Annotated in this window: 11 protein-coding genes; 5 read left to right on the forward strand and 6 right to left on the reverse strand. The window is 45.5% G+C overall.

What is annotated here, in order from left to right:
• Nucleotide 1: 1 nt before the first annotated feature.
• Nucleotides 2–1,423 (reverse strand): glycine--tRNA ligase, encoded by a 1,422-nt coding sequence (locus HXW94_RS01925; protein WP_178365211.1) that lies wholly within the window; start codon nt 1,421–1,423, stop codon nt 2–4.
• A 213-nt stretch (nt 1,424–1,636) separates the two neighbouring features.
• Here HXW94_RS01925 and HXW94_RS01930 point away from each other — a divergent pair, with 213 nt between their 5' ends.
• From HXW94_RS01930 to HXW94_RS01950, 5 genes are all read left to right on the forward strand, one after another.
• Nucleotides 1,637–1,870, forward strand: coding sequence for a hypothetical protein (locus HXW94_RS01930; protein WP_246293693.1), 234 nt, complete (start codon nt 1,637–1,639; stop codon nt 1,868–1,870).
• Between the two features lie 77 nt (nt 1,871–1,947).
• Nucleotides 1,948–2,346 (forward strand): acyl-CoA thioester hydrolase YciA, encoded by a 399-nt coding sequence (gene yciA / locus HXW94_RS01935; protein ID WP_178365212.1) that lies wholly within the window; start codon nt 1,948–1,950, stop codon nt 2,344–2,346.
• Nucleotides 2,347–2,367: 21 nt separating this feature from the next.
• Complete coding sequence (locus tag HXW94_RS01940; RefSeq protein ID WP_178365213.1) at nt 2,368–3,753, forward strand: TrkH family potassium uptake protein; 1,386 nt, start codon at nt 2,368–2,370, stop codon at nt 3,751–3,753.
• 14 nt (nt 3,754–3,767) lie between these two features.
• The gene (locus HXW94_RS01945) at nt 3,768–4,430 is read left to right on the forward strand and encodes a potassium channel family protein (RefSeq protein ID WP_178365214.1); all 663 of its coding nucleotides are present in this window, start codon (nt 3,768–3,770) and stop codon (nt 4,428–4,430) included.
• Between the two features lie 129 nt (nt 4,431–4,559).
• Complete coding sequence (locus tag HXW94_RS01950; RefSeq protein WP_178365215.1) at nt 4,560–5,534, forward strand: dihydroorotate dehydrogenase-like protein; 975 nt, start codon at nt 4,560–4,562, stop codon at nt 5,532–5,534.
• A 4-nt stretch (nt 5,535–5,538) separates the two neighbouring features.
• Here the strand turns inward: HXW94_RS01950 and HXW94_RS01955 are convergent, their stop codons facing one another.
• From HXW94_RS01955 to HXW94_RS01975, 5 genes are all read right to left on the reverse strand, one after another.
• A complete protein-coding gene (locus HXW94_RS01955; RefSeq protein WP_178365216.1) occupies nt 5,539–5,931 on the reverse strand; it encodes a secondary thiamine-phosphate synthase enzyme YjbQ in 393 nt (130 codons plus the stop codon).
• Between the two features lie 227 nt (nt 5,932–6,158).
• Nucleotides 6,159–8,162, reverse strand: coding sequence for a transketolase (gene tkt, locus HXW94_RS01960; protein WP_178365217.1), 2,004 nt, complete (start codon nt 8,160–8,162; stop codon nt 6,159–6,161).
• Between the two features lie 29 nt (nt 8,163–8,191).
• Entirely contained in the window at nt 8,192–9,061 is an 870-nt protein-coding gene (locus tag HXW94_RS01965; RefSeq protein WP_178365218.1) for a radical SAM protein, read from the reverse strand.
• 268 nt (nt 9,062–9,329) lie between these two features.
• Nucleotides 9,330–12,530, reverse strand: a complete 3,201-nt coding sequence (locus HXW94_RS01970) for a PAS domain S-box protein (RefSeq protein ID WP_178365219.1) — start codon at nt 12,528–12,530, stop codon at nt 9,330–9,332.
• A gap of 335 nt (nt 12,531–12,865) precedes the next feature.
• Complete coding sequence (locus HXW94_RS01975) at nt 12,866–14,866, reverse strand: ATP-binding response regulator (RefSeq protein ID WP_178365220.1); 2,001 nt, start codon at nt 14,864–14,866, stop codon at nt 12,866–12,868.
• Nucleotides 14,867–14,869: the final 3 nt, after the last annotated feature.

Genomic DNA, 14,869 nt, shown 5'->3' on the forward strand with positions numbered 1-14,869 from the left:
GTTAATAGGTAAATTTTTCCCGGAAAAAGGGAACAAGCTCATCAATTTTTATTCGCTGCTGGTCCATGGAATCCCGCTCCCGGACGGTGACGGCATTGTCGTCAAGGGAGTCATAATCAAAGGTGACGCAATAGGGGGTGCCGGCCTCATCCTGGCGGCGATAGCGCTTGCCGATGCTGCCCTGGACGTCAAAATCCATATTCAGCCCCAGTTGCTGTACCAGGGTATCAAAGACAGGCTTTGCATTATCGGCAATTTTTTTGGCCAGGGGCATCACGGCAATTTTTACAGGGGCCAACTGATTGTGAAGATGCAACACCACCCGGGTATCGCCCTCTTTAATCTCCTCTTCTTCATAGGCGTCGCACAAAAAGACCAGCGCGGAGCGCTGAACCCCAAGGGAAGGCTCAATAACAAAGGGGATGTACTTTTCTTTGGCAGCCTCGTCAAAATACTTCAAATCTTTGGCAGAGTACTCCATATGCTGTCTTAAGTCATAGTTGGTCCGGGACGCGATACCGCACAATTCCCCCCAGCCAAACGGATACCGGTATTCAATATCGGATGTGGCATTGGAGTAATGAGACAATTCCGCATCGTCATGGTCACGAAATCTAAGATTGTCCGGCGTAACGCCCAGGCCCAGGTACCAGTCCATGCAGAATGTTTTCCAGAAGTCATGGTACTCAAGCTCGGTGCCTGGTTTACAGAAATATTCAATTTCCATCTGCTCAAATTCACGGGTCCTGAAGACAAAGTTACCCGGGGTAATTTCGTTCCTGAAGGCCTTGCCGATCTGGGCAATACCAAAGGGGATTTTTTTGCGTGAAGTGGTGTGGACATTTTTAAAATTGACAAAGATCCCCTGGGCGGTTTCAGGACGCAGATAGATATCCTTTCCTTCGCCCTCAACCACACCCTGCTGGGTTTTAAACATCAGGTTAAACGCCTTGGGCAGGGTCCAGTCAAGGCTGCCGCACTGGGGACAGGCAATCTTTTTGGCATTAATAAAATCCAACATATCCTGGGGTGGGGTCTTTTCCCCTGCCCAGTTGGCGGGCTGTTCATCAGACCCATTGGCCTGCTGCCAGTTTTCCACAAGCTTGTCGGCCCGCTCCCGGGATTTACATTTTTTGCAGTCCATCAACGGATCTGCAAAACTGCCCACATGGCCCGAAGCCTCCCAGGTGGTCGGGTTCATGAGGATGGCGGCATCCAGGCCCACCATATCAATACGCTCGGTGACAAATTTTTTCCACCAGGCCTCTTTCAGATTTTTAAGCAGTTCCACCCCCAAAGGACCGAAATCCCAGGCATTGGCAAGACCGCCGTAAATTTCAGATCCCGGATATACAAACCCCCTGCGTTTGCAGAGTCCAACTACTTTGTCCATCAATGTTGCTTCTTTTTTTGGTTTTGCCATTTTTTACTCCATGTTCCCAAACCGCCCGGATGGTGTCCTGGGTCAGCCCGTTATAATTTAATAATAATCCACTGGAATTTCTTACGTTTAAAAAAAGATTGAATATACATGATTTTTATATTTTGCTGAACTGTTTTTTTACGAAATATTTATTTCTTCTCTAAAAGGTTCTATGATATTAATCGACAATTAATATTAAAGGAAAGAAAAGTAATGAATGAAAAAATGTCGGATAAAAAGCATCCGCCCTCCCCGCCTCAAATGAGCCCTTACGTATTTACGATCCTGCTGCTCGGATTCGGGTTGTGGTGCTTTTGGGACGGATGGCTGAATACAGACCCTGAAATGGCCGAGTATGCGCTTTTCAACCAGGTACTCAGTGCTGTATTGATTCCCTGGGCCATATGGGATTTTTTCAAAGTCAAAAAAAAATATAAAAAGAGATAAGGTCTGCCTCGTACGCACGATTACTGAAACTTGATCATCGAGTAAAACGTTAATCAAATCGAAAGGATGTTATATTAATGGTAGATAAACAGCAGCCACAAGGTGACCTGCTTCTTCGAACCCAGACAATGCCGGCGGATACAAACCCCAACGGAGATATTTTTGGGGGATGGGTCCTGTCCCAGATGGATATTGCAGGCAGCATCCTGGCTAAAGAATTTACGTGTGGACGTGTCGTGACCATTGCTGTGGAAGGCATGAAATTTATCGAGCCCATTCAGGTGGGAGATATCTTTTGTTGTTATGGTTACGTGGAAAAAATAGGAAACACTTCGATTACAATCAAGCTTGAAGTGTGGGTCAAACCGATACTGCTGGACGCCTGCGGTATGGAGCGTTTTAAAGTTACGGAAGCCAGATTCGTGTATGTTGCTATTGATAATAACCACAAGAAAAGGCAAATTCCTAAAAAATAAAACAGCCGATATATGAGATAGATGACGTTGCTGCACCATAGGGAAACCAACCGGAAAAGGGAAATTCTGTCCCCGGGCCGGATTTCCATGCTCAGTTATGCCCTGTTGATACTGCTTGGCGCGATTTTACTTCTTTTGCCCGCATCAACTGAAAAAGGACATTTGGACTTTATTGATGCACTTTTCACATCAGCTTCCGCCGTGTGCGTCACAGGTCTGATCGTGGTGGACACCGCTTCAACATTTACCTTTTTCGGAAAAGTAGTCATCATATCGCTGATCCAGGCCGGCGGCATCGGCATCATGGTTTTGTCCACCATGTTCCTGCTCACCCTTGGCAAACGAGTGGGCATGACCGGCCGGCAGATGCTCTCGGAGACCTACAGTTACGGCCAGGGAAAAAATGTATATTCACTGGTCAAAGAAATAGTGATCTTTACATTTATCATTGAGCTGATCGGAGCGGCATTGATGCTGCCGGATTTTCTTTACAGGTTCCCTGTGGGCAAGGCCATCGGATATGCGGCATTCCATTCGGTCAGTGCGTTCTGCAACGCGGGATTTTCTCTGTTTCCGGACAGTTTTACCCGGTATGGCGGCAACTGGCTGATCAACCTTGATATCTGCTTTCTTATTATCACCGGCGGGATCGGGTTTATTGTCATGGGGGAAATCCGGCAAAAATTTTCATTTTCAAAACGCTGCCGGTCAAAATTCAGTCTGCATACACGGCTTACGCTGACGGCGACATTGATCCTGCTGGCGGGCAGCACGCTGCTGTTTTTTGTCCTGGAATGGTCCAACACACTTAATGACCTGCCCCTGCACACCAAATTTCTGGCCTCTTTTTTCCAGGCCGTGAATACCCGTACAGCCGGATTCAATACCCTTGACATCGGCGGTCTGGCCAATGAAACGCTTTTTATCAGCATGCTTCTGATGTTTGTAGGCACAGCCCCCGGCTCCTGTGGCGGCGGGGTCAAGGTAACGACGATATCCGCCATCGCCATCCTGGGATATTCCAGATTCCGGGGACAGGAACATCCCCATATTTTTTACCGCAGGATATCTGATGCCGGTATATCAAAGGCGGTGAGCCTGATTCTCATCAGTATGCTGGTAATTATCATCAGCGCGGTGCTGCTCCAGCAAACGGAAATCGGCGGAGTCTCCCACCATCTGACCCGGGGTTCCTTTCTTGAAATTCTTTATGAAGTGGTCAGTGCCTTTGGCACAGTGGGGCTGTCTACTGGTATTACGCCCGGATTTTCAGGGCTTGGCAAACTGATTATTATATGTACCATGTTCATCGGGCGCTTAGGCCCTATGGGTATTGCCATTGCAGTAAGCAGAAAAAGTAAACCAAGTAAATTTTCCTATGCCCGAGAAAATATAATGATCGGTTGAAAAAAGATTTATATATGAAACAGTTTCTGATTATCGGTCTGGGAAATTTCGGATTTTACCTGGCCACCGATTTATACCGCAAGGGTCATGATGTCATGGCCATCGACAAAAACCCTGATCTTGTACAATCCATTAAAGACCATGTCACCCAGGCAGTGGTTGCGGATGCCACGGATGCGGACACCTTTAAAGCCCTTGGCGTCACAAATGTAGACACCGCCGTAGTGGGTATTGGCTCCGTACTCGGGGATTCCATCCTTACGGTGCTTAACCTTCAGGAAATTGGTATCGCGCACATTGTGGCCAAAGCCATCAGTGATCCCCACAAAAAAGTTTTGGAAAAAATAGGTGTTAAAAACATCCTTTTCCCGGAAAAAGATACGGCCCTGTCCATGGCAAGGAAACTGGACAATCCCAGTCTCATAGATTATCTGCCGCTTATGGAAGGGTACGGCATTATCGAGCTTGCAGTGCCTGAAAAATTTGTGGGCAAAACGCTAAAACAAATTGACTTGACCAACAAATATGGTGTTCAGGTCGTTGCGATAAAAGGCATGGGGGTTGGGCATACACCGTTCTCCCCCAAAGCTGATGACATTTTGAACCGGGAAGATCTCCTGATTCTGCTTGGACCGGAAAAAGGTCTTGATACCCTGAAAACCGCCACGCAAAAATAGTAGCCCCCCCATGTCCTATACATGAACGTTGACAATAAAAAACATGAGTGTTAATTTTCTATAAGTATCTTTTAAGTTAGCTTCATCTGATTTTATCCCTGAAACCGTACAATTTATAAGGAGAGCAAAATGGATTTATCCACGACTTATTTGGGCTTACCTTTAAAAAATCCCGTAATCGTCGGCAGTTCAGGACTGACGGATGCCCCTGAAAAAATAAAGGAATGGGAGAAAAACGATGCCGGTGCAGTGATTCTCAAATCCCTGTTTGAAGAAGAGATTATCTTTGAATACGAGGAAGTGTTAAAGGAGGTAAAAAATACCGGATACAACATGGAGCAGTTTGATTACTATGATTTTGTACTCAAAAAAAAGAAGCTGGATGCCTACCTCGCACTGATTGAGGAAGCAAAAAAGGCTGTATCCATCCCTGTCATTGCCAGTGTCAATTGTGTCTATTCCCATGAATGGACGGCCTTTGCCGATAAGATCCAGGATGCCGGGGCAGATGCCATCGAGCTTAACATGTTTTTTCTACCTTCGGATATGACCCGGACAAGCCGGGAAATGGAGGAACGGTATCTTAAGGTTATCAATGCCCTGACGGCCAGGGTCAGCATCCCGGTATCCGTGAAAATCAGTTATCATTTTTCGAGCCTGGGGCAGATGATCAAAACAATATCCGATACAGGGGTATCAGGCATGGTCCTGTTTAACCGGTTCTTCAACCCGGATATTGATATTGAAAGGCAGGAAATCAAACCCTCTTTCGTATTCAGCGCGCCTTCGGACATTGCCATGCCCCTGCGCTGGATTGCATTGATGTACCAGCGGGTGAACTGCGATCTGGCAGCCTCCACAGGTGTACACGACGGGGAGGCAGTCATTAAACAGATTCTTGCCGGGGCCCAAGCCGTACAAGTGGTCTCTGCCCTGTATAAAAACCGCACGGGAACCATACCGGCCATGCTTGACAGGTTAAGCGGCTGGATGGGGGACAAAGGGTATGGAGCCCTTTCCGATTTCAGAGGGAAACTCAGCCATGTCGAGGCAGAGAACCCTGCGATACTGGAACGGGTTCAGTTCATGAAATATTACGCCTGATTGGTTATGCGCCGATAATAGTCACGTTGATTTTTCGGGTTCTGGGTCCGTCAAACTCGCAGAAAAAAAGACTTTGCCAGGTTCCCAGAACCAGTTTCCCATTTTCAAGGGCAACGGTTTCAGACGGCCCGAACAGGCTGACCTTTATGTGGGCCGCTGAATTGCCTTCCATGTGTTGAAAATTGTCATCAAAGGGGATCACCTTGTTGATGCAGGATAAGATATCCACCGGTACTGCCGGATCCGCATTTTCATTAATAGTCACAGCCCCTGTGGTGTGCATGGAAAAGACATGCACAAGTCCGTTGCGCGTGCCGGACTGCCGGACAATGTCCCGAACCTGATCAGTAATGTCTACCATCTGGGTCCTGGCCTCGGTTTTAACTGAAAACTGCATCTGTTGACCTCTCCCTTTTGACCTTTCTTAAATTAGCGCCCTTTGGGCGGGCTGTTAGGTGCTGGGTGCTGGGTACTGGGTACTGGAAATTCCTATACTCTTAAATTAAAATTTTGGGCTTGGTTCTAACGTCGGCCGCTGCAGGGGCAGGCCACCGTGCCTGCCCTAACGCGGGCAACCACAGGGGGATTGCCCCTAGGAAAAATGGCCGAAAATAGAATTCAGCCCTACATGTCCAGGGCGGTTTTTACGATGTTCTCCACGGAAAAACCAAACTCTTTGAGTACCGTACCGCCGGGGGCTGATGCGCCGAACCGGTCTATGCTGATACTCCTGCCCTGGCTGCCGGCATACTTTTCCCACCCCATGGAAATACCGGCTTCAACGGTCAGCCGTTTGGTGACAGCGGCAGGGAGCATTCTTTCTTTATATGCGTCCGGTGCTTGCTCAAACAGTTCCCAGGAGAGCAGGGAGACCACAGACGCCTTGATGTTGTGCTCTTTTTCCAAAATTTCTGCGGCGGCCACGCTGATATGAACCTCGGAGCCCGTGGCAATGATCAGCATATCCGGGGTCTTGCCCGCACTTCTTACCGTGTACCCGCCCCATACCATATCTCCGTCTGAATTGGACAGATCCAGGGTGGGCAGTTTCTGCCGGGAAAGAATCAATGCCGTGGGACTGTTCAATGTGCCCAGGGCCTTTTTCCAGGCAAGGGCCGTTTCATTGGCATCTGCCGGACGGATTACGTTAAGGCCGGGAATCGCCCGCAGCGACGCCACATGCTCCACCGGCTGATGGGTAGGACCGTCTTCGCCCACCGCCACGGAGTCATGGGTAAACACATAGATGATGGGCAGACGCATCAGGGATGCCAGCCGGATGGCCGGCCGCATGTAGTCGGCAAATACCAGGAAGGTACCACCAAAAGGCCGGACCCCGCTATGCAGGTACATGCCGTTTATGATGGCGCCCATGGCATGTTCCCGGACGCCGAAACGAAAGTTTCTGCCGCCCCACGCTTCTTTCTGGAATTCCTCGGCACAGGTCATGTAAGTTTTATTGGAAGGCGCAAGGTCGGCAGATCCGCCCACCAGAGCCGGCAGGTTGGGCGCAATGGCGTTGAGTACCTTGCCGGAGGCCGCCCGTGTGGCCACAGGCCCGTCCTCGGGGTTAAACACAGGAATATCCTTGTCCCATCCTTTGGTTAAAAATCCTGTGATGGCATCCACAAACAAATTGGCTTCTTCGGGGTACAGGCGCTTAAATTCTGCAAACGCCTCCTGCCAGGTTTTCTCATACTGTTCCCCATATGCAAGTGCCTTGCGCGTATTTTCCAGAACGTCATCAGGCACATAAAAATCCTTATCTTCGGGCAATCCGTAGAATTTTTTCACCACCTTGATCTCTTCTTCGCCCAGGGGAGAACCGTGGGCATCCGGTGAATCCTGTTTATTGGGGCTGCCATAGGCAATATGCGTACTGATTTTTATCAACGAAGGCCTGGAAACGGCATCCTTGGCTGAGTGAATCGCTTTTTCAATGGCACCAAGGTCGTTGCCGTCCGCCACCTCAACCACATGCCAGTTCATGGCGTCGAATTTGGCCCGGATGTTTTCGGTGAATGTAATGCCGGTTTTGCCTTCGATGGTGATTTCATTGTCATCATAAATGAGAATCAAACGCCCAAGTCCCAGATGCCCTGCCATGGAAACGGCCTCCATAGCCACCCCTTCCATGAGATCCCCGTCGCCGCAGACGGCATAGGTGTAATGATCAATCAGAGACTGGTCTTCCTTGTTGAACCGATCCGCCATATGGCGTTCGGCAATGGCCATGCCCACGGCATTGGCCACGCCCTGTCCAAGGGGGCCGGTGGTGGTTTCCACGCCCGGAGTATCACCATACTCGGGATGTCCCGGGGTTTTGGAACCCCATTGTCTGAAGTTTTTTAAGTCGTCCAGGGTCAACCCGTAGCCAAACAGATATAAAAGAGCGTACAACAAAGAGGAGGCATGCCCGCCGGACAGAACAAAACGGTCCCGGTCCACCCAGGAGGGATTGGCTGGATTCTGTTTTAAAAAGTGTTTGAAAACCACATAGGCGGCAGGTGCCAGGCCCATGGGGGCACCGGGATGTCCTGAGTTGGCTTTCTGGACCATGTCCATACACAGCGCGCGGATGGTATTGATGGTCAGCTGGTCTTGGTTGTTGTTTTCGGCATCAGCCATGAATATTTCTCCTGTAAAAGGTTTAAAAATTATAACGCTCTCATATATTCGGGTTTCAACGGAACTTTGCCGTCCAGGGCCTGGGATATAAGTTCAAGGGTTTTTTCTTTATCCCGGGGCAGATGCGCCCGTATGGGTAAATAATTGGATGCATGATTGGCGTGAAAAAGGCCGTCCGTCAGGGTGGTGGAAGCAATCATGGCCCCAAGTTCGGAGAGCATCTCCTCTGGGCCGATTAGTTGAAAGTCTCCTTTGACATACTGGTCATGCAGTTCTGTGCCGGGGATAAGCATCAGACTTAAAGCACCGACAAAATCAGGGTCCATGGCCGTAAGCACCCTGCCGGTTTCCCGGGCATGGTCCAAAGACCCCCTGCGGCCGCCAAGCCCAAGCAGCACCGTCACCGAGACCTTGATGCCGGCCTTTTTTAACTTTTTTCCCATGGTGATCATTTTATCTGCGTCGGCCCCCTTGCGGATGGCCTCAAGCACCTTGTTGTCACCGGATTCAAGGCCCATATAGGCAATCTTGAGGCCCAGTTTGCGAAGCTGGGCCAGCTCTTCATCGGTCTTCATCTGGATACTTTTGGTGTTGGCATACACACCCACCCGCTCCACCCAGGGCAACCGGTCCCGGATTCTTTCAAGGATGGGCACCAGGCGGCGCATGGGAATCACCAGGGCATCCCCGTCACACAGAAACAAGCGGTTCTGGCGACGGCAGTGCTTTTTTGCAAATTCAATGTCTTCAAAGATCACATCATCTTTTTTGATGTTGAACCGTTTTCCCCGATAGGTCCCGCAAAAGGTACATTTATTATGGGAACAGCCCAGCGTAACCTGGAGCAGTATGCTGTTCGCCTCACTGGGCGGCCTGATAACCATACCTTCGTAGTGCATTGAGTATCCCCTTAAAAATTTAAGCCATTATATTTATCAGGTATGATGCAAAAATTCAATGTATCAACCGCACGAGCAGATAGGAAGCAGGCCACTTAATTTCTTGACCTCCGATGGGAATAATTTAAAAGTATAGGAATTTCGGGCTTGGTCATAACATCGGCCACAGCGTAGGTTGGGTTGAACGAAGTGAAACCCAACAACTTATCGGCGTTGGGTTTCGTTCCTCAAGCCAACCTACCGGAAATCCGTATGGCCTAAAATATGATCAAGGCCGGAATTCATTGAGCAACTCTCTTAACTTAGCCGACAATTCCAGCTTGGAAAATGGTTTATTTATGAAATTCAGCCCCTCATCTAATATACCATTATCAGCAATTATATTAGCCGTATAGCCTGACATATAAAGACATTTCATTTTCGGAAAAGTCTTTAATATTTTTTCAGCAAGCTCACGACCGTTCATGAAGGGCATGACAACATCCGTAATTAATATATGGATTTCTGTTTTTGCCGCATGGCTGAGCCGTATCGCTTCATCTGGATTATTTGTTGCCAACACAGTATAACCCAATCGTTCAAGCATCATTTGTGTCATCTTTAAAATGGCTTCTTCATCTTCAACCAGAAGAATGGTTTCATTCCCTTTTTGGGGTTTTGCTTGAACAATTTCTTGAACGCCGATTTCTTCTTTTTCAGCAAATCTCGGCAGATATATTTTGAAAGTTGTTCCCAGGTTCAGTTCGCTGTCGACATTGATAAACCCGTTGTTCTGTTTGACAATACCATATACGGTTGCCAAGCCAAGACCGGTTCCCTCACCAATTCCCTTGGTTGTAAAAAAAGGCTCAAATAAATTGTCAAGCACGTCCTTTTCCATGCCATGCCCCGTGTCACTGACAAGTATCTGCGCATAATCTCCCGGAATAAAGCCGGGATGGTTTCGGCAATACGCATCGTTGAACTGAACATTATCGGTTTCTATAACAATCTTCCCAATACCTTCTATCGAATCCCTCGCATTTACACAAAGGTTGGCAAGAATCTGATCAATTTGAGATGGATCTACTTTGACAGGCCATAAACCGATTTTAGGCTGCCACAAAAGTTCAATATCTTCTCCGATCAATCGTTCAAGCATTTTCAGTACGCCATGAATGATATCGTTGAGGTCAACGATTTCAGGAGAAATGGTCTGCTTTCGTGCAAAGGCCAGCAATTGCCGTGTAAGATTCGTTGATCTTTCTGCCGCCTTCTGGATCTCTTGAAGATTCAATATAGAAGTCTCTGACAGTTTAAGATCCTCGGCCAGGATTTCTGCATTACCCAGTATGACACTTAGCATATTGTTAAAATCATGCGCCACACCACCTGCAAGTCGCCCAACTGATTCCATTTTCTGGGCATGCCTGAGTTGCTCTTGAATCTTAATTTGTTCAGTAATATCAGTGAGATTAACAACTAAACCTGTTTTTTCCCCTTGGATGTCTTTATAGATGGCGGCATTGATATTAATATCCAGAACTTCATTAGATTTTGTAAGTCTTTTTGTAAAAAATTGTACCGGCTTACCAGTGTTGTAAATCTCTTTTATTTTGGAAAGAGTAATGTTTTTTTCATCGTCAGGGACAAACGGTATATTCCTGCCTTTAATTTCGGATAGTGTCCATCCAAACACCTCTGTAAAACTTGGGTTTATAAATAGAGGGAAACCTTTCGTATCATACACAACGACCGGGTTTGGGTTGGTTTGAAGGATACTGTTCAGTCGTTCCTCACTTAACCGAATCGTCTCTTCAGCTTTCTTTCTTTGTGTAATATCCCGTGCAATCCCAAGTATCCCCACAATATTTTCTTTGGGATCATACATAGGCGTTTTTATGGTTTCAAGCAACTCGCGATGACCGTCGTCGGCATAAACAATATCTTCTTCATTAACACTTGGTTTTCCAGCTTCCATGGCGATTTTATCTTTTTCCCGGAAAAAGTCCGCCAATTTTTTTTCTACGAAGTCATAGTCTGTTTTCCCGACAATCTCCTCTTCCTTTGCACCAAAAAAACGTTCAAATCTTTTATTACATGAAAGATATACACCGTCAGGGTCTTTCAGCCATACAAGGTCTGGAATGGTTTCTATGACTGTTCGCAGGTAAGCTTCACGTTTTTTTAATTTTTCTTCTGTTTGTTTGCGTTCGTTAATTTCAATATGCAAGTCATTGAGACCTTTTTGCAGTTGATCAGCCATTTGATTAAAAGAATGGGTAAGTATATTGATCTCAAATATCCGACTGTTTTTAGTGATCTTTGATTTCCATTTCCCCTTAGCTAAGCGTTGCGCATCATTGATTAAGGAAAAAATCGGACTTGCTATTTTTTTTGCCAATAGAATACAGGCGAATAAAACAACTATTAAAGCCACTAATATAAAAGTTGCGGTCAGGCGATTACCCGCTTTAATTTTGCCCATGAAATCATTCTCTGGAATAATTACAGAAATCAGCCATTTAAGCCCGTTTCTTTCAATTGGCGTTACTTGTAAAAAATAGCGTTGATGATCCAATGTAAAAATAATTTGTTGTTCAGTCGTGATGCTGTTGAAATCCTTAAATTTACTTTTCAAGGATGCGGATGCGTGACGAATGAGTGGGCTTTCGCTTTCAATTGATTTCAGGCGTTTTCTCGTTTTATCCTCTTTTGATTCAGTAAAAAGCTTCGTTCCGGTTGACGAAGCAATCAGTAAACCGGAATCTTCCATAATAAATGCATGACCTGTTTTGCCAATGGAAAGACTTTCCAAAAAGGAATTAATATGTGAAAGAAAAAGATCAATGGATACAACCCCAAGTAAACGACCGTTATCATCATATACAGGACGGCTGGCTGCGATTGCTAAATCCTGGCCGGTAAAAAGGATATACACAGGACTCCAAAATTGATTTCCGCTTTCAATTGCACCTTTATACCACTGTCGCTTTCTTGCATCAAAATTTGGAACCGTTAACAGCAAATCGGTTCGTTTCCCCAGTGAATCCGTATTAAATTTTTTAAAAGGCCCGCTTTTAAAATGATCAGTAACAATGATATATTGTGAGTCAGAATTTTTATCCCTGCCGCTGTTCACAAGGCCACCCTGATTATTACCAAAATAAATACTTGAAACAGACTTAAAAACTTTAACCTGATTCCAGAAATGGTGTTCCAGTGACGTAATGTTTTCGGCATCTAACTCATTTTTTTGTATGCTGATGGCATTGATATGATTAATCTGTTGAGGCAAACTTAAAAATGCAGATAGATGGTCCTCAATTCGTTTTGAGATTTCGTTTTGGAATTGCCCCGCAACGTTATTGACTGCTTTTTGGCCATTTAGAAAAGATAAATATCCAATAATTCCCGTTATTATGACAATCAGTGCAATGAACGGTACAATTAAAATCGTTTTTAGGCTAATTGTTCCATTTTTTTTCATTAAATCAACAACTCGCTATTATAATATAAAAATATTTTCACTCGCCAATTAAAGAACAGATTTTTTTAATACAACAAGTCATTATGTAATGCAAAAAATATCATTAACTTGCAAAATGTTGACTTCTGGTATCAATGCCCAAGCTTTCTGAGATTACCCCGGATACAATAGATTGTGTTTTTGAAAACACAACAAAAAAATAACAAACCGTGCTGACGCATGAATAAAAAAAAAGGGGGGGGGTGAATAGTGTATGACTCGACTATCAAGTCTTTACTCGATGATTTATGCGAAAAAAGTAAGGTTGTGGGCCAACAATCAGACAGAGCTCTCGCTCATGAATTACTGGATAATTGCTTGCCATTATCCAAAACCGCTCTTATTTTTTTAGCCAGTTCAGCTTTTTTCAAAGGTTTCATCACAAATGCGCGTATACCCATTTTAGATGCTTTTGTTTCAGACATCCGGGAACTGTAACCACTGCATATCATTGTCGGCATTTCAGGATTTATTGACCGTATCTGTGCAATCAATTGATCGCCCGGAATATTTGGCATTGCCATGTCAGAAATAATGAGATCAAATTGATCCGGTTCGGCTTTTATCATTTCCAAAGCATCTTTAGGGTCTGTTGTTGAAAAAGCATCATATCCTAACGCCTCCAGATGACATTTACCCAGTTTTGCGATCGCGGGTTCATCATCTACGTAAAGGATTCTCTCGCCATTTCCAAAAAGCATATCCGTTTTATGCGATTCTTCTTCAACAGTCCCCTCATGGGCTGGTATCAGAATGGTAAAAAGAGTTCCTTTATCCTTTGTACTTTCACAGACAATAGACCCACCGTGATTTTCAACAATACCATGGACAACAGCCAGTCCGATACCACTTCCTTTCCCAACATCTTTGGTTGTGAAATAGGGTTCGAATATTCTATCAAGAATTTCTTGGGATATACCACTTCCGTTGTCTCTTACCATTAATTTGATGTACTTGCCCGGGGCCGATTTATGAGCTGAAACACCATTGCAATGATCAATTTCAAAGTTGCGAAGTTCAATATCAATTATTCCACCTGATATTGGAAGTGCATCCATAGCATTACTGCACAAATTAATCAGTATCTGATTGATTTGGGTCGCATCACCCAAAATGGGAAGACAATCCGGGGAGAGTGTGGCCCGAATTTCTATATTTGTCGGCGTAGTGGATCGAATCAGTTCCAAGGATTCTTTAACAACAGATCTGATTTCAATGGGCTTTTTTACCGAATCATCCTGTTTGCTGAATGTCAAGAGCTGTTTTACCGTATTTATTGCACGAAGACCCGCCAAATGGATTTCTTCGCAACTTTCTCTTGAAGGGCTCCATTCCGGTAAATCTTCCATGACAAGCTCGTTATTTCCAATAATAATGCTTAATATATTGTTAAATTCATGAACAATGCCGCCTGCCATGTTGCCGAGTGACTCAAGTCTCTGGGATTGGTTCAATTGCGCTTGAAGTTTATCCTTCTCAAGTTCAGCTTTTTTTCGTTCGTCAATATCACGGCCGACGCCGATTATTTCAGTTACGTTCCCGTTTTGGTCGAGGATAGACGTATCCATCCAACCGATCCACCTCCAGCCATCTTTGGTCATGGCTCTTTGTTCTATATAGGCTTTGTAGGGCGGTCGATACAAATTTTTCATAGCCTTGGCTGTAATCTCTTGATCATCCTCATGTACCAGAGGCATAAATGTATTGCCTATCAAATCATCTTCTGTTTTTCCAAAAAGCTTGCAGTAAGACGGGCTGGCGAAAAGAAACTTGCCTTCCAGATCCACTTTAACAACTAAATCCGTCTGGTTTTTGACGATCAAACGGTATTTCTCTTCACTTGCACGCAGCGCCGTGGTGCGCTGTTCAACAAGTTCCTCCAATTGCTCAAGGTGTTTTTTAAGTTTTTTTTCAGAATTGATAAGTCTCCGCATCATTGCAACACGAGCAAGCAATTCACGGTTTCCAACAGGCCGAACAATATAGTCATCCGCGCCAGTCTCTATGCCTTCAGCTTGGTCCTCTGATAATATCTTTATCCCAGAGATCATGCATACAAATATGTCACATGTTTTTTTTTCGGCTTTCAGTCTGCGACAAACCTCAAGACCGTCTATATCCGGAAGCACATTGTCAAGCAATATCAAGTCTGGAATATGCTGTTTTGCAGTTTTAATTGCCTGATGACCAGTTGGGGCTTCAATGACGTCATAGCCGTCTTGTTTTAGCAGCCGTACTGTGCCGTATAGGATTTGTGGGTCATCATCCACCACCAGAATTTTAAAATTTGATTGCATTGT

This window comes from Desulfobacter latus, assembly GCF_013389365.1.
Taxonomy (GTDB): Bacteria; Desulfobacterota; Desulfobacteria; order Desulfobacterales; family Desulfobacteraceae; genus Desulfobacter; species Desulfobacter latus.